This window comes from Pseudomonas ceruminis (genome assembly GCF_021602025.1).
Classification (GTDB): domain Bacteria; phylum Pseudomonadota; class Gammaproteobacteria; order Pseudomonadales; family Pseudomonadaceae; genus Aquipseudomonas; species Aquipseudomonas ceruminis.
The window spans coordinates 382,205-406,316 of sequence record NZ_BQHW01000002.1 but is presented as its reverse complement, the minus strand read 5'-3'; the positions used below and the strand labels follow the sequence as shown (position 1 = coordinate 406,316).

Annotated in this window: 16 protein-coding genes and 1 pseudogene; 8 read left to right on the top strand and 9 right to left on the bottom strand. The window is 66.4% G+C overall.

Features of this window, described 5'->3' with window-relative positions; all coding sequences use genetic code 11:
- Window positions 1-109: 109 nt before the first annotated feature.
- Genes L6D80_RS04150 through L6D80_RS04140 form a run of 3 tightly spaced genes read right to left on the bottom strand, consistent with a single transcriptional unit; the run spans window position 110 to window position 5,005 of the window.
- Complete coding sequence (locus L6D80_RS04150) at window positions 110-1,960, bottom strand: ABC transporter ATP-binding protein (RefSeq protein ID WP_176514311.1); 1,851 nt, start codon at window positions 1,958-1,960, stop codon at window positions 110-112.
- Window positions 1,953-3,728 (bottom strand): ABC transporter ATP-binding protein, encoded by a 1,776-nt coding sequence (locus L6D80_RS04145; protein WP_176514309.1) that lies wholly within the window; start codon window positions 3,726-3,728, stop codon window positions 1,953-1,955. The genes L6D80_RS04150 and L6D80_RS04145 overlap by 8 nt, the downstream gene beginning before the upstream one ends.
- Before the next feature lie 44 nt (window positions 3,729-3,772).
- Complete coding sequence (locus L6D80_RS04140; protein WP_054899780.1) at window positions 3,773-5,005, bottom strand: acyl-CoA dehydrogenase family protein; 1,233 nt, start codon at window positions 5,003-5,005, stop codon at window positions 3,773-3,775.
- A 388-nt stretch (window positions 5,006-5,393) separates the two neighbouring features.
- Here L6D80_RS04140 and L6D80_RS04135 point away from each other — a divergent pair.
- The 7 genes and pseudogenes from L6D80_RS04135 to L6D80_RS04105 all read left to right on the top strand — a co-directional run bounded on the left by L6D80_RS04135 (window position 5,394) and on the right by L6D80_RS04105 (window position 13,711).
- A pseudogene (locus L6D80_RS04135) lies at window positions 5,394-6,450 on the top strand (ABC transporter substrate-binding protein).
- 27 nt (window positions 6,451-6,477) lie between these two features.
- Entirely contained in the window at window positions 6,478-7,209 is a 732-nt protein-coding gene (locus tag L6D80_RS04130) for a class II aldolase/adducin family protein (RefSeq protein ID WP_054899778.1), read from the top strand.
- A 65-nt stretch (window positions 7,210-7,274) separates the two neighbouring features.
- Window positions 7,275-8,462 (top strand): LLM class flavin-dependent oxidoreductase, encoded by a 1,188-nt coding sequence (locus L6D80_RS04125; protein WP_176514307.1) that lies wholly within the window; start codon window positions 7,275-7,277, stop codon window positions 8,460-8,462.
- 10 nt (window positions 8,463-8,472) lie between these two features.
- Window positions 8,473-10,044, top strand: coding sequence for an ABC transporter substrate-binding protein (locus L6D80_RS04120; RefSeq protein ID WP_176514305.1), 1,572 nt, complete (start codon window positions 8,473-8,475; stop codon window positions 10,042-10,044).
- Window positions 10,037-11,116, top strand: a complete 1,080-nt coding sequence (locus tag L6D80_RS04115; protein ID WP_054899775.1) for an ABC transporter permease — start codon at window positions 10,037-10,039, stop codon at window positions 11,114-11,116. Before L6D80_RS04120 ends, L6D80_RS04115 begins: the two co-directional genes overlap by 8 nt.
- Complete coding sequence (locus tag L6D80_RS04110) at window positions 11,109-11,936, top strand: ABC transporter permease (protein ID WP_054899774.1); 828 nt, start codon at window positions 11,109-11,111, stop codon at window positions 11,934-11,936. Before L6D80_RS04115 ends, L6D80_RS04110 begins: the two co-directional genes overlap by 8 nt.
- Window positions 11,933-13,711 (top strand): dipeptide ABC transporter ATP-binding protein, encoded by a 1,779-nt coding sequence (locus tag L6D80_RS04105; RefSeq protein WP_176514303.1) that lies wholly within the window; start codon window positions 11,933-11,935, stop codon window positions 13,709-13,711. The genes L6D80_RS04110 and L6D80_RS04105 overlap by 4 nt, the downstream gene beginning before the upstream one ends.
- A gap of 63 nt (window positions 13,712-13,774) precedes the next feature.
- On the opposite strand, the gene L6D80_RS04100 is transcribed toward L6D80_RS04105, so the two are convergent.
- From L6D80_RS04100 to L6D80_RS04075, 6 genes are all read right to left on the bottom strand, one after another.
- Window positions 13,775-14,863: an LLM class flavin-dependent oxidoreductase gene (locus L6D80_RS04100; protein ID WP_176514301.1), complete on the bottom strand. Its 1,089-nt coding sequence runs from the start codon at window positions 14,861-14,863 to the stop codon at window positions 13,775-13,777.
- A 29-nt stretch (window positions 14,864-14,892) separates the two neighbouring features.
- Window positions 14,893-17,469: a TonB-dependent receptor plug domain-containing protein gene (locus tag L6D80_RS04095; RefSeq protein WP_176514299.1), complete on the bottom strand. Its 2,577-nt coding sequence runs from the start codon at window positions 17,467-17,469 to the stop codon at window positions 14,893-14,895.
- A gap of 147 nt (window positions 17,470-17,616) precedes the next feature.
- Entirely contained in the window at window positions 17,617-19,170 is a 1,554-nt protein-coding gene (locus tag L6D80_RS04090) for an ABC transporter substrate-binding protein (RefSeq protein WP_054899770.1), read from the bottom strand.
- Window positions 19,171-19,174: 4 nt separating this feature from the next.
- Window positions 19,175-20,374 carry an LLM class flavin-dependent oxidoreductase gene (locus L6D80_RS04085; RefSeq protein WP_176514297.1) on the bottom strand — a complete coding sequence of 400 codons (1,200 nt, stop codon included), beginning with the start codon at window positions 20,372-20,374 and terminating at the stop codon, window positions 19,175-19,177.
- A gap of 12 nt (window positions 20,375-20,386) precedes the next feature.
- On the bottom strand, window positions 20,387-21,610 hold the full coding sequence (locus tag L6D80_RS04080) for a lipase family protein (RefSeq protein WP_176514295.1): 1,224 nt from the start codon (window positions 21,608-21,610) through the stop codon (window positions 20,387-20,389).
- Window positions 21,611-21,621: 11 nt separating this feature from the next.
- On the bottom strand, window positions 21,622-22,695 hold the full coding sequence (locus tag L6D80_RS04075; protein ID WP_176514293.1) for an ABC transporter substrate-binding protein: 1,074 nt from the start codon (window positions 22,693-22,695) through the stop codon (window positions 21,622-21,624).
- 335 nt (window positions 22,696-23,030) lie between these two features.
- Here L6D80_RS04075 and L6D80_RS04070 point away from each other — a divergent pair, with 335 nt between their 5' ends.
- Complete coding sequence (locus L6D80_RS04070) at window positions 23,031-24,095, top strand: sigma-54 interaction domain-containing protein (RefSeq protein ID WP_176514291.1); 1,065 nt, start codon at window positions 23,031-23,033, stop codon at window positions 24,093-24,095.
- The last annotated feature ends 17 nt before the right edge of the window (window positions 24,096-24,112 follow it).

Genomic DNA, 24,112 nt, shown 5'->3' with positions numbered 1-24,112 from the left:
GGGGGAGGGCCAGGTGCTGCTGTGGCAGCAATCGAGAAGCAATGGATGCTGGGAGAGCAGCATGAACAGGGCCTCTTCGCGGCACAGGCCGGCGAAGAGGCCGGTGAGGTCAGGCTTTGGTCAAATCGGGCAAGCGCTCGCCCGCACTGCGCAGGTAAGCCGCATACAGCGCGGCATACGCCCCGCCCCTGTCCATCAACTGCGCATGTGGCCCTTGTTCCACCACCCGCCCATGCCGGACCACGGCTATCCGGTCGGCATCGCGGATGGTCGCCAGGCGATGGGCGATGATGATCGCTGTACGGCCCTGGCACAGCCGGCGCAGGGCGCGCTGGATACGCCGCTCCGTGTGTACGTCCACCGCCGAGGTGGCTTCGTCCAGCACCAGGACCGCAGGGTCTGCCAGGTAGGCGCGTACCAGGCACACCAGTTGCCGCTGGCCGTGGCTCAGGTGAGTGCCCAGCGGGCCGACTTCGCTGTGGTAACCCTGGGGCAGGCGTTCGAGCACCTCGTCGGCGCCCAGCTCGCGCGCTGCGGCCACCAGCCGGGCATCGTCGGCCCCCGGGGCGGCCAGGCGCAGGTTGTCGAGAATGCTGCCACTGAACAGCACATTGTCTTGCAACACCACCCCCACATTGCGCCGCAGGTCGTGCTGGGCCAGCTCGCGCAGGTCGATGCCGTCCAGCTTCACGGCGCCGCTTTGCACCTCATAAAAACGCGTTAGCAGCTGCACCAGGGTGCTTTTACCATGGCCCGACGGCCCAACGATGGCGACCACCTCGCCTGCGTGAAGGTGCAGGTCGAGGCCGTCGATCACTGGCCGCGCAGCGTTGGCGGTGTAGGCAAAGCCGACGTGTTCGAAGTCCACCTTGCCTTGTGCCCGGGCAAGCGGCTGCGGGGTGTGCGGGTCGAGTACCTGCGGGCGGGTATCGAGCAGCAGGAAGATCCGCTGCGCCGAGGCGCTGCCGGTGGCATACCGTTCGAACAGGTCGGACAGCTCTTGCAACGGCCCTAGGAACAGGAACACGTAGAACAGGCTCTCGGCGACCTGGCCGACACTGACCTTGCCTTGCGCCAAGCCGTAGCCCCCCACCAGCAACAGCACGGCCATGCCAGCAGTGCTCAGTAATGCCGTGAACGGTGCAAACCAGCCCGCGCGCAGGCTGCCGCGTACCAGTGCCTGGTTGAAGTCTTCCAGCAGGCCGCGGTAGCGCGCCTGGTTCTTCTGCTCGTGGCCGCACTGCTGGATCAGCCGCACGCCGCTGACGCTCTCGACCAGGTGTGCGGTAAAGCGGCTGCGGTGTTCGGCGACCTTGGCCCAGTTGCGTTGTGACACCCGTTTGAAGCGCCAGGTGGCCACCGCCAGCAACGGCACGGTGGCGGCCAGGCTGTAGAAAAAGCTTGGCTCGATGCGCCACAGCATCAGCGCCGCCAGGCCACAGCGCAGCAGGGCACCGAGCAGTTCCGGCGGGCCTTGGACCAGCAGCGGCTCAAGGCTGTCCACATCGCGGTCGGCACGGGAGATGATGCGCCCGGCGCGGGTCTGGTCGAAATAGCTCACTGACAGCGCCTGGACGTGGGCGAACACTGTGATCCGCAATTCGTTGAGCACACGAATCGCGGCCCCCCCGGCGATCCACTGCGACACCCCGGCAAGTAAAAAGCGCCCCAGCCAGCTGGCCGCCAGGCCCACGCCGAGCCACAGCACCAGACGCTCATCCAGCAGCCAGTGGCCAGCACTGGCCACCAGGCCATTGTCCAGCAACTCGCGGACGAACCAGGGCCGCAAGAATACGGTGAAGACCAGCAGCAGCTCGATACCGATCACCGCCAGGATCTGCCCGCGAATCGGTCGCAGCAGCGGCAGCAGGCGATGGAACATGCTCCGGTCCAGGGTCAGGCGCGCCAGGCGCTGCTCTACGTCGATATCGCTGGGGGCCGTGTGGCGTGCTTCACTCATGGTCGATCCCCAGCAGGTCACGGTAAGTGGGGTTGTTCGCGCTCAACTCGGCATGGCTGCCGCTGGCGCTGATGCGGCCGTTTTCCAGGACCAGTACACGGTCAGCCAGCAGCAGGGTGGACAGGCGGCTGGTAATCAGCAGCAGGGTCGGGCCCTGCCCCGGTTCGCCACGCAGGCGCCGCATGTTGTCCAGCACCCGTTGCTCAGCCAGGGCGTCCAGGGCGCTGGTGGCGTCGTCCAGGCAGAGAATGTCCGGTGCCCCGAGCAGCGCTCGCGCCAGACACAGGCGCTGGCGTTGGCCACCTGACAGGGTCACGCCGCGGTCACCCAACGGCGTGTCCAGGCCATGGGGCAGGCGTTCGAGCACATCTTCGGCGGCGGCCAGGCGCAGGCCTTCGTGCAACTGCGCAGCGCTGGCGTCCGGCGCGGCGAGGCGCAGGTTGGCGGCCAGGCTGTCGGAGAACAGAAAACTTTCCTGCGGCAAAACCTGCACCCGCCGGCGCAGCTCGGCCAGGTCGAGGTCGCGTACATCGTGCCAACCGCTGTGGTCGCTGCCCACCTGTACGGCGCCGTGCTGTACGTCGGCCAGGCGCGGCAGCAAGCTGGCCAGCAGGCTCTTGCCGGTGCCAGTGGCACCGACCAGCGCCACCACCTCGCCAGGCTGCAAGGTCAGCGAGCAGTCACTCAGGATGGCGCGGCCGCCGTCAGGTGCGCTGACACCCACCTGGTGCAGCTTAAGCCCCAGAGGCCCTGCCGGCAGCGTGGCCAGGCCGCCGACGATCGCCGGGCGCTCGTCCAGCAGTTGCCAGATGCGCTCGGCACTGGCGCGGGCGTCGGCGAAGGTCTGCATGACCCGGCCGATGCCTTCTATGCGAAACACCAGGGTGGTGGCCACCAGCAACGAAGTGACCAGTTCGCCGACCCCCAGCCCCCCGGCAGCCACGCGATGGGCGCCGTAGACGAGGATCCACACGTGCCCCAGCGCGACCACCGCCTGCGGCAGTGGAATCCGCGAGCTGGCGTAGGCCAGGGCGGCGCGGGCATGGCCAGTGAATACACCGACCTGCTGGGCGAACCGGGCGATGCGCTGGCGTTCCAGGCCGAACGCCTTGATCACCCGCACGCCGCCGATGCCTTCGGCCAGGTCCTGGCTGACCTGGTCGTAGGCGGCGCCGACCGCGCGGTCGAGGGCCACCAGGCGGTCGGTCTGCACGACGAACAGCCACACCCCGGCGCCTGTCAGCAGCAGCGGCACCAGGCCCAGCAGCGGGTCGTACCAGCACAGCAGGCCCACGCCGGCCATGACCACAAGGGGTGTTTCAATGATCTGCCGCCAGAAGGTGATCAGCGCGTCGCGGACCTTGTCGGCGTCCCGGGTGGTGCGGGTCACCAGCTCGCCCATGCCGTGACGCCAGTGGTAGCCCAGGTGCAGGCGCTGGACCTGGGTCAGGATGCGCTCGCGCAGGCGCGTGAGCAGGGCCTGGCTGAGCACCAGCGACAGCACGGCGGCGGCGTATTGCAACGCCCCCCTGGCAAAGGCGATGGCCAGCAACAGCCACAGCCAGTGCCAGGCCACGGACGCGTCCAGGCCACCTTCGGGCAGTCGCACCACGGCGCGGCCGGCGCTGACATCGTTGACGGCGTGACCGATCAGCCATTGTTGCCAGACCAGGCCCAGGTTGCCGGCAATGTACAAGGTGGTGACGAGGGCGAAGCGCCAGGGCATTTCCCGGTAGATGGCCAGGGCGCGTAGAAGCGGATGGTTCATGTAGAGACTCGAAACCGGGACCGCGACGCGGCCCCACATGGGCGTTAACGGCGCGTGGCGCCCTGGGTTTCCTTGGCATTGAGTACTGCGGTGTACTCGCCTGGGTCGGCGCCATTGAGGTAGTAGTTGCCGACGTTGTGCAGGCGCCAGCGGATCGGGTCGTGGGTCGTGTGCACGCGGGCATTGCGCCAGAAGCGGTCCAGGTTCCACTTGCTCAACGACGCACTGGCCCCCAGCAGCGAGAACAGGTCGCTGGAAATTTTCAGCGATGCCGCGTCGGAGTGCGCACGGGCGGTGGCCACCGAGAGGATCAGTTCATCCTGCAGGGCTTTGTTCTCGGGGTCGCGTTCATGGTCGTCGAACACCCGTGCGGCCTCGCGCAGCACCGACTCGGCGCCGCGCAGAGCCACGGCGTATTCGCCGACCTGGCGAATGACGTGGGGCTCGTCGCTCGCCCGCTCCACGCCGCTTTCTACCCAGGCCCGCGCATGCTCGCGCAGGTAGTCGACGCCTGCCTGCAACGCACCGGCGGCGATGCCGGTGTCGATGGCGGCGTGGAGGATCTGCGGGAAAGTCAGGCCGGTGCGTTTCATCGGGCCGCTGCGGCGCGACAGGTAGCGTTCATCGAGGACGATGTCGTCGAAGTTGACCGTGCCGCTCACCGAGTTCTGTTGGCCAAAGGCCTGCCAGTCGTCCACCAGGGTCAGCCCCGGGGTATCGCGGTGCAGCAGCACGCCGACGCCGCCGTCCTCGCTGGCCGCGGTCAGCGAGATCCAGTCCGCCAGGTAGGCACCTGTGGAGTAGAACTTGCTGCCGTTGAGCACCAGCGAGCCATCGGCGCGGCGCTCGACTCGGGTCTTGAGGGCGAACTTGTTCTTGCCGCCGACTTCGGCCAGGGCATTGCCCAAGCGTTTGCCGGCCAGCACGTCGGCGACCAGGCGGTCGCGAACATCATCGGCGTAACCGGTGAAAATGCCCCGCAGCATGACGTTGTGAATCTGCAACAACTGGCCCACCCCGCCGTCGGCGGTGGAGATCAGCCGCACGGTTTCAACGAGGGTCTGCACCGAGGCGCCCAGGCCGCCGAACTGGGCCGGCACGCCGATGGCGGTCAGGCCGCTGCGCGACAACAGCTCAGCCTGACGGCGTGGAAGCTGGCCATTGTTGCCTGGGTCGGCGGCGAGCTCGGCGATCTGCGCTGCAACTTCGCGGGCGGCCGCGATGGCTTCGGCTTCGCTGGTCAGGCGGTGGATGGGGTTGGGTTCGATGGCGCTCATGGGCTGTCTCGCAATTGTCTTCAAGGGCCAGTGCGCCGGTTTGGCGGACAAACCCGCTGACAGGTGCGTCAGCCGTCTGAGGGACGGCAGCACTCCTGAGGCAGCGGGCTTGCCCGCCAATGGCGACACCGCGGTCAGTCACCCTTGAGCAAGTTCTTTGCCATTCCCCGCAATGCCCCATTCCCACAGGGCTTGGCCCGAGAGCCTGCTGCCCCAGCAACACCTGTCGTCACGTGCCTTGCTGCTGTGGCAGCAGTGGGCCCGCAATCTTGCTCCCAGCCCAGCAACCGCCTTTGGGCAGCACCTGCAGACCCCAGGTAAATCAAGCCTTCCAGCGGTTGGCACGCACACTGCAACAGGGCCTACACGACGCCCAAGGAGCCACCCCATGACCCTCGCTACTCCCGTGCCCCACGCCAACGACACACCCACCCTGGACCGCATCTGGTTCACCCGCTGCCCAGTCCCGACCGCCTCGGGCATTGCCTACAAGCTTGGCTGGCTGGACGAAGAATTTGCTGGCGATGGTCTGCCGGTCTCGACCCTCCAGGAAGCCCGCCAACTGGGCCATCACCATTACGATCACCAACTGCCAGGGCTGTTTCGCGAAGGGGGCAACGTTCCCGCCCTGGCCGCACGGGCGGCAGGTTCGCCGAGCCGGCTGATCGGCCTGACCTGGATCGAAGAATGGCAAACCATCCTGGTTCGCCCCGACTCGAACATTCGCAGCGCCGCCGACCTGCGCGGCAAGCGCCTGGCCCTGCCGGCCTGGGGTGACAGCCGCCCAGGCAGCATCGCCAGGGCCATGAGCCTGCACGGCTACAAAGGCGCGCTGGCCTCGGCCCGGCCTGCACCTGGACGATGTGCAACTGGTGGAGGTGGCGCTGCTCGACCAGGCCGGGGCCACCACGCCGCAATTGGGGCTGCAACGCCTGTGGTCAGGCCTTGAGTACCTGGCCCGCGGCGAGGTGGATGCCGTCTACGTCAAAGGCGCGGCCGCTGCCGATGCGGCACGGCGCCTGGGCCTGGTGGTCGGGGTCGACCTTGACCTGCTGGCGGACCCACGGCATCGCATCAACAACGGCACGCCCCGGCCAATCACCGTGCACCAGAGCCTGCTCGACAACCATTTCGACCTGGTGGTGCGCTTCCTCGCGCAAACCTTGCGTGCCGCCGAGTGGGCGGCCGGTAACCGCGCTGGGCTCAACAGCTTCCTCGAAGACGAAACCCGTGCCGGCAGCCAGGGCGTGGCCGAAGCCTACCGGGGGGACTTCCATACCACCCTGGCGCCTGACCTGTCCGCTCAGCGCCTGGCGTTTTTGAGCACGCAAAAGAACTTCCTCTACCTGCACGGCTTCCTCGAAGGCGATTTCGACATTGCCGACTGGGTCGACCCACGCCCCCTGCAAGCTGCCCATCAACTGCTGGCCCAGCGCCGCGCCTGACTTCGCATCGTCACCAGGAGAACCGACATGACCGTATTGATCAACGAACGCCCCATCACCGCCGAGCTGCAAACCTTCATCGACCAAGTGCTGGCCGAGGCCGAGGCAGCGTTCACCGTCTTTCGTGAAACCAACACCATCACCGCCAATGGCACGGTGGGCTTCATCGAGCGTGTGCCTGGCGAGGAACTGCTGGTGTCGGTGAACTACGGCGGCCCCTGGAACCACCGCAAGCCGTTGCAGGCCACCGTCACCGACTTTGCCGGCAACGTGCTGGTGGGCAAGGGCAAAGGCGGCTTGGGCCGTTACACCAAGTTGTTCCAGACCCACGCCGACATCACCACCGTGTCCCACGTGCACAGCCCGTACCTGGGCGCCTGGGCGCAGACGCATCGCACCTTGCCGTTCCACTACGTGCCGGTGCAGCGCTACCAGCTGGCGCGCGAACTGCCGGTGTACATCGACCGGCGTCAGGCGGAGGTGGACTTCATTCTGGACAAGATTGCCGAAAACCCGTTCAACCTGGCGATTCTCGAAGCCAATGGCGGTTCTACCGTGTGGGGCAAGCAGGGCCTGCGCGCCACGGCCGAATTCATCCTGTTGCTGGAGGAGGGGGCTCAGATCCAGTTGCTCGCCGATGCCCTAGGCGGTTCGCGGCCCTATGGCCCAGGTGTACTCACCCAGCAATGGAAGATGAGCGGGCTGTACGAACGTGCGTCCGAACTGGGCCTGGTGCCCGGTATCGACCGGCGTAGCTGATTCGCATGCTGGGGCTGCGTAGCAGCCCCACAGGCCAACCTCTCATCGAAGCAAGGACCACGCACATGGCGGTAAAGATCCTCTGGTACCTCACCACCCCCGACGGCCCCTATCCCTGGGAACCCGAAGGGCGCTGGAAAACCGATTTCCAGCACCTCAAGCAACTGGCCGTGGCTGCGGATCGCCTGGGTTACTACGGTTCGCTGCTTGGCTCCAGCCCCAACGAAAGCCTGGCAGTCTCTGCCGCGCTGATTGACGCCACCACGCGCCTGCGCTTCCTGGTGGCCCAGCACCCCGGCGAGGTGTCGCCAGCGGTACTGGCCAAGTGGGCTTTGACCTTCGACCAGTTTTCCAACGGGCGCCTGCTGTTCAATGTGGTCAACGGCAACGATGCCGGTCTTGCGACCCTCGGCGTGCACTACCCGCACGATGAACGGTATGACTTCAGCCTCGAGTACTGGCGCGCCTTCCAGGGCTTCTACGCAGGTGAAACCGGCGGCTACGACGGCCGCTACGTGAAACTCTCACCGCGCGTACCGGCGGCGGCCAGCCATCCGCTGGGCGGCTGGCACCCACCGCGGCAGAAGCCTGGCATCCCGCTGTGGGGGGCAGGCACCTCGGCGCCGGGCGTGGCCCATTCGGTGCAGTTGCTCGACGTGTACCTGAGCTTTGCCGATACCCCACAAAAGCTCGGTGACAAGTTCCGCCGGGTGGCCGCCGAGGCGGCGAAGATCGGCCGCGAGCTGACCTACGGCACGCGCCTGCAGGTGATCGTGCGCGAAACCGAAGAGGAGGCCTGGGCCCACGCCGAGCGCCTGCTGCAGCGCACCTCGCTGGCCACTGCACGGGCCGCCATCGAGCGACAGCTACCGGCGGGTCAGACCCTGGACAGCTACGTCAGTGAGGACCCTCGCATCCAGCGCAACCTCGACAGCATCCGCGCCGGGCGCCTGCCCACCGCCCGTGAGCTGGAGATTTACCCCAACGTCTGGCTTGGCCCGAGCCTGTTCGGTTTCAACATCCTCGGCCCGGCCGCCGGTACCTACCTGGTGGGCAGCGCTCAACAGGTCGCCGAGCGCCTGCGTGAGTACGAAGCCCAGGGTACGTCGGCGTTCATCCTCTCGGGTTTTCCGCTGATCGACGAAGCGCACCGGGTGGCCGATCTGCTGTTCCCGTTGCTGGAGCTCGATCACGGTTTCGACGTGCCGCAACTCGGTGCTGCAGTCAAGCCGGCCGTGGCCGAGCCGGTGTAAGGAGAGGGTGATGAGCGAGCTGTTTTCGCGCCGGGTGTTTCTCGGCAACAGCCTGGCGGTCGGGGGCGGCTTGCTGCTCGGTGGCGGGCTGCTCAGCGGCTGTGACGCCGGTGCGCCTGCGACGGCGTCACAGCCGCTGTCCAACACGCCGGTGCGCGGTGGCCGCCTGCGGGTGGGCATCATCGACGGTGACCAGGCCGGCAACCTTGATGCGCACAAGCCTGTGGGCGGCGGCATCATCCGGGGCTGGGCGTTGTACGCCAAGTTCTGGGAGTGGAACCCCGACGTCAGCACGCGCCTGGCGCTGGCCGAGTTCGCCGAGCCGAACGCCGATGCCAGTGCCTGGACCATCCGCATCAAGCCGGGCCTGGAGTTTCACCATGGCAAGTCCATCACCGCCGACGACATGCTGTTCTCCATCCTGCGCCTGACCGACCCGCAGTTGGCATCGCCCTTCGCCGGGCTGGTCGGGGCAATCGACCGCCAGGCCTTGCGCAAGCTGGACGCGCGTACCATCGAGGTCCGTTTCAGGCAGGGGCAGAGCTTCTATCCGCTGGATGAAACGCTGATCAGCTTCGGCGGTATCGTGCCTACCGATTACCACCCGTTGACCAACCCGGTCGGCGCGGGCCCTTACCGACTGAAAAGCTTCCTGCCCGGCCAGCGTTCGCTCTACACCCGCTTTGAAAACTACTACAAAGCCAACCAGCCCTACGCCGACGAGCTGGAAATCATCGAATTCAAGGATCAGGTTTCGCGCGCCGCCGCCCTGCGCGCCGGGCAGATCGACGTGGCCAGCGGTGTGCAGGCCGAACACAGTGCCTTGCTCAAGGCCGACCCGCGCCTGCGCCTGTATGCCTCGCCGACCACCTCGTTCACGGGGTTCAACCTGAACCTGGCCAAGGCTCCGTTCCAAGACCCACGCGTGCGCCAGGCGTTTCGCCTGCTGGCCGACCGCCAGGAGCTGGTAACCCGGGGGCTCAATGGCTTTGGCCGGATCGCCAACGACCTCTATGCGCCCCATGACCCGACCTTCAACCACGCCATCGCCCAGCGTCCCTATGACCTCGATCAGGCCCGCTCGCTGTTGCGCCAGGCGGGGCAGGACGATCTGCGCGTGGTGTTGACCACCACGCCTGGCCCAGGGGTGAACGCGGCACTGGTGTTCGCCCAGCAGGCGCAAAAGGCAGGGGTGCAGGTCAAGGTCAACCAGGTCGATGGCTCCGTGTTCAACGGCCCGCAGCGCGAGCAATGGCAACTGTCCCCCGGCTCGACCCCAGCCCGTGGTTTTCTCGCCTCGGGGCTGCACAACGACGCCCCCCAGGCCATCTACAACCGCAGCAATTTCCATGACCCGCGCTTCACCGAGCTGTTCCGCCAGGCCCTCGCTCAGCCCGACCTGGAGCGGCGCAAGGCCTTGGTGCATGAAGCGCAGGTCATTCAGCACGCGCGCGGTGGGTTGTTGATCTGGGGTTTTTCGGACGTGCTTGATGCTGCGTCTGCCAAGGTCGGCGGGCTCGTCCCGGAACAGACCACTTTCGCCTCCTGGCGCTTTGACGAGCTGTGGTTGAACCATGCCTGACCGTAATGACCGCTCCCCCCGTACCCCCGCCTGGCTGGCCTGGTTCATCGGCCGTCTGGGCTATGGCCTGTTGACGGCCTGGGTGATCAGCCTGGTGGTGTTCATCGCCACCCAGGCGCTGCCCTCGGACCCGGCGCGGGTCATTCTCGGCCCGGACGCGCCCCTGGAAAGCATCCTGACCCTGCAACGGCAACTGGGGCTCGACCAGCCGATCCTGGTGCAGTACCTGCGCTGGCTCGGCGCCTTGCTCAAGGGTGATCTGGGCATTTCGCTGGACTCGCAAGTGCCGGTGGCGCAGCTGTTGTTCGGCAGGCTGGGCCATACGCTGGCCTTGCTCGCCGGGGTGCTGGCGCTGGTGGTGCCGTTGGCCCTGGTGCTGGGGGTGAGCCTGGCGTTGCGGCGTGACCGGCCGCTGGACCGCTGGGGGCTCTCGGTGTTGATCCTGTTCAAGGCGACCCCGGGTTTTCTGTTGGCCATTGGCCTGGTGCTGCTGTTTTCCATGCCCGGCATGGGCTGGTTGCCGGCGGTGTCGATCCTCGATCCGCAACAGCCCTTGTGGCGGCAACTGCCGTTTCTGGTGCTGCCAGTGATTGCCCTGAGCTTGTCCGCACTGCCGTACCTGACGCGGATGGTGCGCGCTTCGATGATCGAGGCGCTGGAATCCGACTATGTCATCGCCGCCCGCCTGCGCGGCATCCCCGAGCGGCGTATCGTCTGGCGCCATACCTTGCCCAATGCGCTGACCCCGGCGATCCAGGGCGTGGCCCTGACCCTGCGCACGCTGGTCGGTGGCGCGCTGCTGGCCGAAGTGATCTTCAGCTACCCGGGCATCGGCACGGCCCTGAACGCGGCGATCCAGATGCGCGACTTGCCGATGATCCAGGGTGTGGTGCTGGTCATTACCCTGGCCGTAGTGCTGATCAACCTGCTGGCCGATCTGCTGACCGTTCTGCTCACGCCCAAACTGCGCACCGCCCGCCGGGTGCGGATGATCCGACGCAACCGGCGCGGTATCCGCCCCTGGTGGCGGCGCGTGCGCAGCACACCTGCCCAGGAGGCCAACCATGATTGACGCACGCTGGTGGGCCGACCCGCAGGTGCGGCGGGGCACTGTGATCACCGTTCTGGTGGCTTTGCTGGCCTTACTCGGCCCAGCGCTGGCGCCACACGCACCCACTGCCATGGTCGGCCCGGTGTATGGCGGGCCCAGTGCCGACGCACCGCTTGGGCATGACTTCCTGGGGCACGACTTGCTCTCGCGGCTGCTCAGCGGTGGCCTGTCGGTGTTGTGGATGTCGCTGGCGGCGGCTTCCATCGCCTTGCTGGTGGGCAGCGGCCTCGGCTTGCTGGCGGGCTTCTCGCGCCGACGCCTGGATCAGGCGATCAGCTGGGCGGCGGATGTTTCGCTGGCCTTTCCGGACCTTATCCTGGTGCTGCTGATCGTGTCGATGCTTGGCCGCGCGCCATGGCTGATCGTGCTGACCGTGGCCATTGCCTTTACCCCGGGCGTGGTGCGCCTGGCACGGGGCGCCGCGGTGGCGGTGGCCGGGCAGGAGTTCGTCGAGGCGGCGCAGATGATGGGCTACCCGCGCTGGCGGATTCTGCTCAACGAGATCCTGCCGAATATCCTCACGCCGCTGCTGGTGCACTTTGGCAACATGCTGACCTGGGCGGTGGGCATGCTCTCGGGCTTGAGCTTCCTGGGCTATGGCGTGGCGCCACCGGCGGCCGACTGGGGCCTGATGATCAACGAGAACCAGGCCGGGCTGTTGGTACAACCCTGGGCAGTGCTGGCACCGGCGCTGCTGATCGCGGTATTTGCCTATGGCACCAATATCCTGGCCGAAGGTATCGGCCGGGTCAGTGCCAGGATTGGGGAGAAACAGCCGTGACGACCGCGTTGAGGATAGATACCGAGGTGCTGAGGGTCAGCGACCTGCGTGTGGAGCTGGCGTCGCAGGTGGATGTGCTGGCCAACGTTTCGTTCAGCCTGGCAGCAGGGGAGATCGTCGGGCTGGTGGGGGAGTCCGGTTCGGGCAAGACCACCTTGGCCACCGCCTTGCTGCGTCATGCCCGGCAGGGCGCAAGGATCGTCGGCGGGCACATCGCCGTGGCCGGGCAAGCTGTGCTCGACCTGCAGGGTGAGGCCCTGCGCCAGGCCCGTGGCGGGTTGATCGGCTACGTCGCCCAGGACCCGGCCACCGCCTTGAACCCCGCGTTGCGCATCGGTGCGCTGCTGCGCGAGACCGTGTTGGCGCATCATCCGGGTCTTGCCCGCAGCGTGGTGCGCCAGCGCGTAGGGGCAACCTTGCTCGACGTTGGCTTGCCCGATGACGAGGCGTTTGTGCAGCGTTTCCCGCACCAGTTGTCTGGTGGGCAGCAGCAACGGGTGATGCTGGCGCTGGCGTTTGTGCTGCGGCCCAGGTTGATCGTGCTGGATGAGCCCACCACGGCGCTTGACGTCACCACCCAGGCGCATGTGCTGGACACCTTGAAGCGTCTGTGCCGCAGCCATGGCGTGGCGGCCCTGTACGTGACCCATGACCTGGCTGTGGTCCGCGACTTGGTGGACCGAGTGATGGTCATGTACGCCGGGCGGCTGGTGGAAATCGCCGGGCGCGACGTTCTCTTCCAGGCACCGGCCCACCCCTATACCCGCGCGCTGCTCTCGGCCATTCCCGATGTCGGCCGGCGCCAGCCGCTGCAGGCGATTGCCGGGCATGCACCGGCGCCGGGCCAGCGCCCGCCAGGGTGTGCGTTCGCGCCCCGGTGTAGCAGGCGCCGTGCCGAGTGTGTGGTCATCGAGCCAGCCTTGCTTGACCATGCCCATCACCAACAGGTTGCCTGCCTGCTGCCGTATCGCGAGGCGATGACCGTGGGCGAAAACCCTGGGGCGGCCCCGGCGCTGCACAGCCAGGCGCGTTTGCTGGAGGTGCAGGGCCTGGACGTCGCCTATGACCGGCAGGTGCTTTTCGATGTTTCATTCGCCCTGAGGCAGGGTGAATGCCTGGCGCTGGTAGGCGAGTCCGGCTCGGGCAAGACCAGCCTGGCCCGGGCGATTGCCGGGCTTGGCGAGAACCTTCAGGGGCAGTTGCGCTACGCGGGCGAGCCGTTGCCCTTCGCTGCGCGGCAGCGCGATGCAAGGCTGCGCCACCAGATACAGTATGTGTTTCAGAACCCGTACCGGGCGCTGAACCCACGCCAGACCATCGCGCAAACCTTGAGCGCACCCCTGGCGCATTTCTTTGGCATACGCGGCGCCGAGGCACGTGGCCGGGTCGAGGCGGTGCTGCAGCGTGTGTCGCTGCCGGCGCGGGTTGCCGACCTGTATCCCAATAGCCTGTCGGGCGGCGAGCGGCAGCGGGTGGCGATTGCCCGAGCGTTGATTTGCGAACCGCGCCTGCTGGTGTGCGATGAGATCACGTCGGCGCTGGATGTCTCGGTGCAGGCGTCGATCCTGGCGTTGTTGCGACGCTTGCAGGAACAGGGCCTGACGCTGCTGTTCGTGACCCATGACTTGGGTGTGGTGCGGGCTATTGCTGACCGCGTGCTGGTGTTGCGCCAGGGCAAGGTGGTGGAGCAGGGGACCGCTGAGCAGGTACTGGGCCAGCCGGTCGATCCCTATACCCGGACCTTGGTAGAGCATTCGCCCAGGCTGAACCTGTAGTGCGCTTGGCGTCCTCATCGCCAGCGAACCGGTGATGAGGACGGTGCAGGCGCAACGGCGAGGTCACCCAGCAATTCGGGCCTGACGGCGCCGGATTTCCTCACGTACGGCCGGTATCACCCAGCGCCCATAGTCCACCGTGTCATACAGTGGGTCATAGCCTCGGTTGAGGAAAGTGGTCACCCCCAGGTCGACATAATCGAGCAACGCCTGGGCCACCGTTTCCGGGGTGCCTACCAGTGCCGTGGTATCACCGTAGGCGCCTACCGCCGTTGCCGTGGGCATCCACAGCGCACGGTCATGCCGATCGGCGCGGGCGGCTGCGGCGAGCAGGCGTTCAGAACCGGTGCCCTTGATGCGCTTGTGCCAGGGGCTGTCCGCCGCGTACTGGGGGTTGGCCTTGATTTGCGCAAGAATCTGTTCGGCACGCTGCCAGGCCAGCTCTTCGGTGGCCCCCAGGATCAGCCGCACCGACAGGCTGACCCGCGGTGGCGCCACGCCAGCGGCGCTGGCGGCGGCCTTGAGCTTGGCTATCTGTTCGGCCACCCCCTTCAGCGGCTCACCCCACAAGGCATACAGGTCGGCGTGCTTGACGGCGATCTGGTAGGCGATGTCGGAAGAGCCACCGAAGGAGATCGGGATGTGTGGCTGTTGCAAGGGTTTTACCGGTGAGAATGCACCTTTGACGTTGAAGTAGCGGCCCTGGAAGTCGAACGGCTCCTCGGCTGTCCAGGTGCGCCGGACGATCTCCAGGTACTCGTCGGTGCGGCGGTAGCGCTCGGTCTTGTCCAGCAGGGTGTCGCCCTCCTGTGGCTCGGCGCTGATCCCGGTGATCGCGTGCAGGCGGATACGCCCGCCGCCGGTGGTGTGGTCGAGGGTAGCGAAGGCTCGCGCCGCCACCGTGGGCGCGGTCAGGGCGGGGCGGTGGGCAATCATGAAGCCCAGGCGCTCGGTGTGCGCGGCGGCATACGCGGCAATCTGCAGGCTGTCGGCGCTGCCGGGACCACTGGCGATCAGTACCCGGTCGAACCCGGCGTGCTCATGGGCGCGGGCATGGTGGCGGATGAACGGCAGGTCGAAGTCGGGCGTGCGCACGCCGCGGGTCTCGGACCATTGACGGGGGAAGATCATACCGACGAATTCAATGGGCATTGGCGGAGCCTTTCAGGTGAGGGTCAGGGTCAGAACTGATAATCGACCTGTGCCAGCAGGGTGCGGCCAGGCATCGGTTGCAGGAAGGTATTGGTCGAACCGGCCAGGCCACTGACGAAGTTCAGCTCGTCGGTGACGTTGAGCATGCGCAGGGTGGCCCCCCACTGGGGCTGGCGGTAATACACGGCGAGGTCGAGGTTGTATTCGTCCGGCACCTTCACCGTCTTGCTCAGGTTCAGGTACCAGCTGCTGGTCCACCAACCGGACAGCGCCACACCGAAGCCTGAGTCGAAGCGGTAGTCGACATAGCCGCCGGCGTTGTATTCGGGAATCTGCACGGCATCGAACTTGCCAGAAGGGCGCTGATTGAGGCTGTTGTTGTCGCCAAACACGGTGCCGTTGTCGGGGATGAAGCCGGCCGAGGCGAATCCGGCCTGGCTGGTGAACTCGTTATAGGCGCTGATACGGCTGAGGTTGAGGCCGCCGCGCAGGTGGTCATCCTGATAGCGCAACGTTGCCTCCCAGCCTTTGACGATCAGCCGGGCGATAGAGTTGTTGCTGTCTGGGGCCTGGTCGCGGGCTTGTCGGTAGGCGGCCAAGGTGAGGAACAGCTGGTCGGGCACCGCCTCGACTTTCAGGCCCACTTCATGCAGCACGCTCAGGCTCTCGAAGGCCAGGGGGTTGAGCTGGTTGGCGCCGGCGCCGCTGCCCCAGCCCAGGCCGTTGGTGAAGAAGCCGGTGTTGACCGCCAACGAGCGGTCGAAGGTGTAGTACAGGGTGCTGTTTTCGGTGGGTTTGACGTAGGGGCTGACCTGCACCGAAAAAAGCCGGTAGTTGTTGGCATCCTTGCGCGGGTTGCCGCCGGCAAGGACGAAGGGGTTCTCGATGCGGGCGTCGATCCAGCTGCGGCTGGCGCCGACGTTCAGGCCAAACCGTTCACCCAGGCGCAGGTTGTGCTGGCTGAACAGGGTCTTGGTGGTCCAGGTGCTGTCGGCGGTGTAGGGGGCCACCGATTCGGCATACAGGCCGTGGCCTGCCGGGTACATGGCCGGCAGGTTGAGCCAGCCGTAATAGCTGGAAAACTGCGGCACGCCCGGCTGCCCGATCCAGGCCGCATTGCCGCCGGCCGGGTTGCGCCCGGCCAGGCCCAGCAGGTCGCCGGGGTTCTTCAGGCTGGGGTCGAGCGTGAGGTCGTAGGCGTTGATGGTGGAACCGAAGTTGTTGTTGGCGGCGATCGACTCGTTGGACTCGCGGCGGTAGATGAGGCCGGTGTTGCTGTCATCGACCAACGTCAGGTTGCCCAATTGCCATTGGCCGCGGGCGCGGAACTCGAAGCGGTTGTCGAAGATGTCGTCCTTGCCCTGCACCTGGAAGGCGCCCACCGCGTCGGTGGTGTCGGTGGAATGCTGGTAGAAGGTGCTGTTGGCCAGGGTGATCGACGGGGTCAGCTCGCCTTCGACCCGCAGTTGCGTGGTAAAGCGCCGGGAGCGGTTCTGGTCCTCGGCACGCTGCCCGGTCTGCGACGACAGTGAGGTCAGGCCATTGCCTGCCAGCGAAGGGTCATAGACCCAGCCACGCAGGCTGCCGGGGCTGGCCTGGGTGTTGGGTGAAGTGCCCTGGAAGCTGCCGTTGACCACCGGGTACTGGCCCTGGGCATTGCGCTGGCGCTGTACCCAGCCCAGTACCTGGGCGTCGGCGGCGCCGGAGGACAGTACCGGCGACCATAACGTGTTGCCGTTCTGGATGATCGGTGTGGCACGCCCGGCGTAGTACTTGCCATGGTCGACCAGGTCCTGGCTGGCACGGTTCCAGCCGTGGGTGATGTTGTAGTCGTAGTAGTTGTCGTAGGCGGCGTTCCAGTCCACCCGCAGGTTGTCGTTGCGCCAGGCCAGGGCGCCGTAGAACGCGTCGAAGTTGTTTTCGACGTTGTCGTAGAAGTCTTGCTGGCGCTGGCGGGTGATGCTGACCCGGTAGGCCAGGCTGTCGCTGAGCGGGCCGGTGTTGTCGACGCTGAACTTGGTGGCATCGCGCGACTGGCCATCGGGGATCCAACTGCCGATTTCACCGCTGAGCTGGGTACGAAAGCGGTTGAAGTCGGGCTTCTTGCTCAGGTAGTTGACGTAGCCGCCGCTGCCGCTGACCGAGCCATAGCTGACCGAGGAGGGGCCGGCGACGATGTCGGCGCCTTCGTAGGCGTTGAAGTTGGCCGGGTGACGGACCCCATAAGCGCGCTGGCCGTCCTGGAACACCTCGGTGTTCTGCCCACGCATCTGCGGGGCGATGCCGGCGTTCTGGCCACCGCCACGGGTAATGCCAGGCGCGTACTTGACCAGGTCGTCGGCGCTGCGGATTGGGTCGCGGGCCAGCTGCTCGGCGTTGATCTGGGTGACCGAGCGTGGGGTGTCGAGCACCTTCGCTTCGAGGCCGCCATAGATCGAGGCGGGTGGGCGCGTGGGCAGGGCGTCGTCATCGACCTGCTTGGCCTGCACGGTCACTGTCTGCAGTTGAGTGTCCTGGGCGTGAGCCAGGGGTGTGCTGGCCGCCAGGATGGCCAGTGCCAGTGCGCTAGGCTTGAATTTCGGGTGCAGCAAGGCAACGGGGAGCATGGGGGCTGGGCCTCGTTCGATTCAGGGAAATGGGAACAGCGAGGGCGCAGCCGCGCCTGCGGTTGGTGTTGATTTAGGGGGGCGTCTGTACCGGCCCTGGCGCCCGTCCGGCTTTAGGGCGGGAGCAGGCAGTAGACCGTCTGTAGATCAACTCCTGAGCCACAGGCGCTCGAACCTCCAGGTACTGAACAGTGACTGCTCCGCCTGCGCCCCGCCGACCCGGGTGCTGACGCTGTCGAGCAAATCGGCGTAACCCCAGATCAGCATGCCGCCGCGGTCGTACTGGATACGCTGCGCGCGGTGGACCAGCGCCGTGCGCTTGGCCAGGTCCGGCTGGGCCATGGCCGCGAGGAATGCTTCGCTGAACTCGGGGTCGTGGAAGTGGGTCTTGTTGGCCACGGCGAACGGCGCATCGGTATGGATGGCGCTGGCCAGAAAAGGCGCGCCGATGCTGCCGCCGGTGCTCAGTGTCCAGTCGTCGCGCTGCGGGCCCTGGAAGGTCGCCAGGTCCACCTGACGCACCGTGATCGTGACGCCAATGCGCCGCGCCTGTTCGGCCAGCACCAACGCAGAGGCAAGCCCCGGCCCAGGCGTGGTCACCAATTCCACCTGCAGGCCTTCCTGGCCTGCCTCCTTGAGCAACTGCGCAGCCCGTTGCGGGTCGTGCGGGCGTGGGCCCAGGCTGTGATCGAAGGTTGGATCGAACGGCGCATACAGGTCGTTGGCGACCCGGCCCTGGCCATTGAGCGCCCGGCGCACCAGCTCCTCGCGATCGGCCAGCAGGCGAAACGCCTGGCGAACCCGTGGGTCGTCGAACGGCGCCTTGGCGGTGTTCATGTCGAACGACAGCCAGTTGCCGCTCACCGATTTGAGCAACTGCAGGCGCGGGTCGGCCTGGAGCACCTGCAGATGTTCGGTGGACATCACGTTGGCCATGTCGATCTGCCCGGCGCGCAAGGCTGCCAGGCGCCCGGTCTGGTCCTTGAAGTCGATGATCTCCAGTTCATCGGCATACGGCTTGCCGGCTTTGTAGTAGTTGTCGAAACGGGTGAACAGCGAGCGCTGGCCGGGGGTAAAACTCTTGAGCTTGTAGGGGCCGGCACCGACTGGGTTGGTCACCGGGTGGTAGTCCACCGGCACGATGCCACCGAAGTTGACCCAGGTTTCGGGCAGCGGCAAGTAGCTGCGGCCATCGCGAAAGCCCAGCCGTACAGTGCGTTCATCGAGCTTGACCAGGTTGTCGCGGTCCACCCAGTGCAGCAGCGCGGCATACGGCGAGGCCAGCTGCGGGTCGGTGAGGCGCCGGATGGAGAAGATCAGGTCGTCGGCATCGATGGTCTTGCCGTGGTGGAATTCCAACCCCGGCTTGAGCCGCAGGGTCCAGCCGCTGGCATCGGCGTTGGGTTCGGCGAACTCGGCCAGCGCCAGGCGCGGTTGCATCTGCTCGTCCCACTCCCACAGCTTGCTGTACAGCGCAAAGCCTCGCACGATGCCGCTGCCGACCGGTTTGTGGGCGTCCAGGTTACCGCTCTGGTTGCCATCGATGATGCCCAGGCGCAGCCGCCCGCCCTGGCGCGGCTGGTCGGCAACTGCGCTGCCAGGGCTGTCGCTGGGGCCGCAGCCGGCCAGCAGCCCGCCGGCCAGCACCCCGGCGTGGCCGAGGAAGCTGCGCCGGCTCAATGGGTAACCGTCCCTGGCCATGGGCTCAGCCTCCGTTGCTGGCGTGCAGTTGCACGGGGGAAACGGCCGCCCGGGCGAGGGCGGCGCGTTCGCTGCGAAAGTGCGGCAGAATGTGCTCGCCGATGCGGTAGGCTTCCTCCAGGTGCGGGTAACCGGCGAGGAAGAACAGGTCGATGCCGATGGCGTGGTATTCACGGATGCGCGCCACCACGTTGCTGTAACTGCCGACCAGCGCGCAGCCTGGCGGGATGCCGATATAGCCGAAACCGGTCCACACATTGGGATGGATGAAGAAGTCGTCGAACGATTGCGCGTCGTCCTGGTCGCTGTAGCCATGCTCGTAGCTCAGTTTGCGCGCCGTGCGCAGGCCGGCATGCGCGACGCGCGCCTTGACCGTGCCTTTGGCCACGCCTTCGTCGAAGAAGCGTTTAGCCTCGGCCCGTGCGGCGTCTTCGCTCTCGCGGGCAATCACATCGATGGACAGGCCGAAGCGGATATCGGTGCGCCCCCATTTCAGCGCACGGGCGCGGATGTCCGCGATCAATGCGGCGATCTCATCCGGGTGTTCGGCGCGCATCAGGTAGAAGTCGGCATGCTTGGCGGCGAACTCGCGTGCCGCCACCGATGAGCCGGCAGTGCAGATCAGCGGCAGCTCGGCCTTTTTCAGCGGGCCCCGTAGGCCGCCGCCCTCGGCACTGTAGTAAGTGCCCTGGTAATGGAACTGCTCGTTGTGCCAGTAGCCGCGCACCACGTCCATGAACTCTGTGGCGCGGGCATAGCGCTGGTCATGGTCTTCGAAATCACCGACCTGGCGCTGGATGGCGTCGGAGCCGCCGTTGATGATGTTCCACACCAGGCGGTTGCCGGTGGCGCGCTGGTACGTCGCGGCCTGTTGCACCGCCACCCAGGGCGTGTAGTGATAGGGCTGGAACGCGGTGACGAACTTCAGCGTGCGGGTTTCCCGGGCAAGCAGCGAGCAGACCGTCCAGGGCTCCTCGCCGCTGGGCGCGTTGACCATCAATGCACCGCCGAAACCGTTGATTTCCGCCGCCCGGGCGATCTGCCCGAGGTAGTCGATATAAGTGAAGTGATCGCCGACAGTGAAGCCTGACACCGCACCGGTGCTCGGGCCGCCGGCGTGCCAGTCGCCGCGGTTGCGCGGGTCGCCGGGCAGGAACTGGGTTTCGCCATGCAGCGGCAGACGGGTGAAGAATTCGATACTCATGGCCTGGGCTCCTTACTGGACGGTTGGGCTGCAGTTGGGCGTGACCGGCAGGCCGTTTATTACCTGGCGGGCGAAGGGGATCGAGTCCTTCAGCGAGGCATTGACCGTTTCGCTGTGGCCAAGGCCCTTGTAGAGGTGGCCCTGGACCACCGAGCCGGCCTTGCAGGCGTCCTGCATCAGGGCAACCTGGGTGGCGGCGGCAGGCGTCTTATCCTCAGCCCCGGTGCCGATGAAGATCGGTTGTGCCAGCTTGAGCGTGGGGTACGAGACCTGGGCCAGCCAGGGCTTGAGCTTGTCGCCCTGGTAGTCCTTCTTGGCGTTGGCCGGGGTGAGGCCAGTACCGACCACGTCGCTGACCAGCGACGACAGGCAGGTCGTGCGGGCCTGCTCGAACAGCGGCAGGGCCTTGTCGGTATAGAAGTCGCGGGGGTCGATGCTGGGGTCGTACTGTTGTGCGGCGAGCAGGGTGTAGAAGCCGTAGGCCAGCGCCGGGTCGACCTTGTTCGGGTCCTGCTCACCGACGTTCTTCGACCCCACGGTATAGATCACGCCGGTGCCGATGCTGCCCTTGACGACGAGGTCGGGAGCATAGGTGGCAGCATAGGCACCGGCGGCGAAGGCGCCGGCACCGCCCTGGGACTGACCGATGATCAGCACTTTGTCGGCCAGCCCCGGCACACCTGCAACCACAGCCTTGGCGGCGTCGAGGATGCCGTAGGCCGCCATGCGGTTGTTCAGCAGCGGGTGGCCACCGGGCACGCCCAGGCCCTGGTAGTCCGTGGCGACGATGGCATAGCCCTCCTCAAGCCAGCGGTTGAGGTACTGCACATCGCGGTAGGAGCGGCCGGCCCAGGACGGTGCGCAGATGTCTGCCACGCCCACGGTGCCGTGGCCCCAGCTGGCGACCGGCCAGCCACCGGCAGGCGCCTTGCCCTTGGGTATGAACAGTGCCCCGGACACCACGATTGGCGTCTTGCCGTCGATACCGTCCAGGGAGGTGTAGAGGATGCGCTGGGCACTGGCTGCGTTCGGCAGGCTCAGCGCCTGCTCCAGCGGTTCGCTGCGCAGCAGCTTGCCAGGCGTTGCAGGGATGGCCTTGGACCAGGTGTAGAAGCTCGACACACGGCCGTCGCCTTGTTGCGGGTCCGGCTTGGGGGCAAAGGTGTCGGCGGCCATCGCGCCGATGGAAAAGGCCAGGGCGCTAAGGCTGAAGGCGAGAGAAGCAGGCAGTTTCATGGGGAATACTCTTAAGGTTGTTGGCTGAGTTGGGCGTCCAGCGACGGCCAGTAATGAGTGAGTTGCAAGTCGACCAGCGCCTGGCGGGTGAAGCCGGTGGCCAGGTCGTTGCTGATGTCGTAGGGCGCGCGAATCAGGCGGTTGTCCAGGGCGTACTGGCCCAGGGCGTCGTAGTGGGCCTTGAGCTGGGCGTCGCTCTTGGGAGCCCAGCGGGTCTTCCAGGCGATCGGGTCGTCCTGGTCGTCACGGCGCAGCACGCTTTCGCTGACACCGGCACGGGAGGACAGCGCGTAATAGCCATCGCGGTTCTGCTCCTGAGAGATCCACCAGGCGGCACGAACCCAGGCCGTGGCCACCAGTTGCGTGAGCTGCGGGTACTGTTCGACGAACGTGTCGGTGCCCCACAGGTCCGAAACCAGTCGCCAGTCGGTGGCGCCCTGCTTGGTGGACCAGAGAATGCGTGCCACGCCTTTGTCTTCCAGGGCGTAGGCCTCGTTGAGCAGCACTGCCGCATCGACCTTGCCGGCCGCTACGGCCGCTGCGCCCACTTGCGGGTTGAGGTTGGCGATCTTGAAGTCGTCGAGCTTCAGCCCTTGGCTTGCAAGGTAATTGCTGAAGGCAAATTCCCATGGGCGACCGCGGTGCAGCGCCAGGCGCTTGCCTTTGAGGTCCTGGATGCTGTGCACGGAGGCGCCGGCGGGTACCACCAGGTAGATGTTGTTGCCGCTGCCACCGGGCACGATCAGCTTGCCCGGCACGTGGCCGGCCCCGGCGATGACCGAGGGCAAATCGCCGCGTACGGCGAAGTCGAGGCTGTTGTTGCTGAAGCCTTCGTTGATCTGCGGCCCGGCGCCGGCATGGGGCAGGGCGGTCCATTGCAGTTTCACACCGCGGGCCGCCAGTTGTTGCTCCAGCCAGCCGTCCTCAATCACGCGGCCGGGAATGCCGCCGAACACCGGCGCCCCGCCCTGGGTGAAGGCGACGATGGCAATGCGTACTGCGGCCGGTGAATCGGCGGCCAGTGCGCTCAGGCTCAGGAACAGGCCGCCCAGCAGGGCAAGGCCGTGACGCCAGGGTTTGATCATGTGCAGCTCCAGGCAGGGGTTCAACAGGCCCAGGCCGCATGTTTGAGCGCCCCAGGCATTTGCAGGGCCTGGAGCGAAATACATGCCATGTCGCGCAAATAAGGCTGTAGCCCTTGTGTGGCGAGGCTTGCAGTAGGGCGGGCGGTGCGATGGCGGGACGCTGGGTTGCTGATCGGCAGGCAAGGCACTGCTGCTCGATTGCTGCTCTGGCAGCAACCCGGTGTTGAAAATTCGAATAGTTCTGAATGGAATATTCAAATATTAATTAATACGTTTTTGATCTAATTTGTTTCATGCACTATGAGGGCGCGCTTCAACTGCCAGGAAAGCCCCCCATGTCGCTGATCACCCATCCCAATGCCCGCGAGCTGACCAAGTCGGTGCGTGCCACCGTGCTTGTGTTCAAGGACCCACGCTCCCAGGAACTGCTCAGCCGCATCGAGCGCCTGGCGCCAAGCGAAGCCAACACCCTGATCATCGGTGAGACCGGTACCGGCAAGGAGCTGGTGGCCCGTCATATCCACCACCTGAGCCGCCGGGGGCGCGAGCCGTTCGTTGCGGTCAACTGCGGCGCGTTCGCCGAAACCCTGGTCGAGAGCGAGCTGTTCGGCCATGAGAAAGGCGCGTTCACCGGTGCCACCTCGAACAAGGCTGGCTGGTTCGAAGCGGCCAACGGCGGCACCTTGTTCCTCGATGAGATCGGCGACCTGCCACTGAACATGCAGGTCAAGCTGCTGCGGGTGTTGCAGGAGCGCGAAGTGGTGCGGCTAGGCTCGCGCACGCCGATCCCGATCAATGTGCGCCTGGTGGCGGCGACCAACGTGAACCTGGCCGATGCGGTGGTGGCCGGGCATTTTCGCGAAGACCTGTTCTACCGCCTGCACGTCGCGACCATTCGCCTGCCGCCGCTGCGCGAGCGGCCTGGCGACATTCTGCCGCTGGCGGAGTTCTTCATCGAGGAGCACTGCCGTCGCCTGGGCTATGACCGCGCATCACTGAGCCTTGAGGCGGAACGCAAGCTGCTGGCGCACAGCTGGCCGGGCAACATCCGCGAGCTGGAAAACGCCATCCACCATGCCCTGCTGGTGTGCCGGCAGCAGGTGGTGGCACCGGGCGATCTGCACCTGGTGGACATGCGTCCGCAAGCGCTACCCCAGGCGGCGGCCGTGCCCGCCGGGCTGCCCGCGGCGAGCGCCGTGCCGCCCAGCCTGCAAAGCGCGCTGCACGCCCTGTTCGAGCAGAACATCGCCAACCTCTACGAGCACATCGAGGAAACGGTGTTTCGTGAGGCCTACCGCTATTGCCACGGGAACCAGCTGCAGACCGGGCGCCTGTTGAACATCAGCCGCAACATCGTGCGGGCGCGGCTGGAGAAGATTGGCGAGCTCAGCAAAGCCTGATGGGGCCAATACAGGCA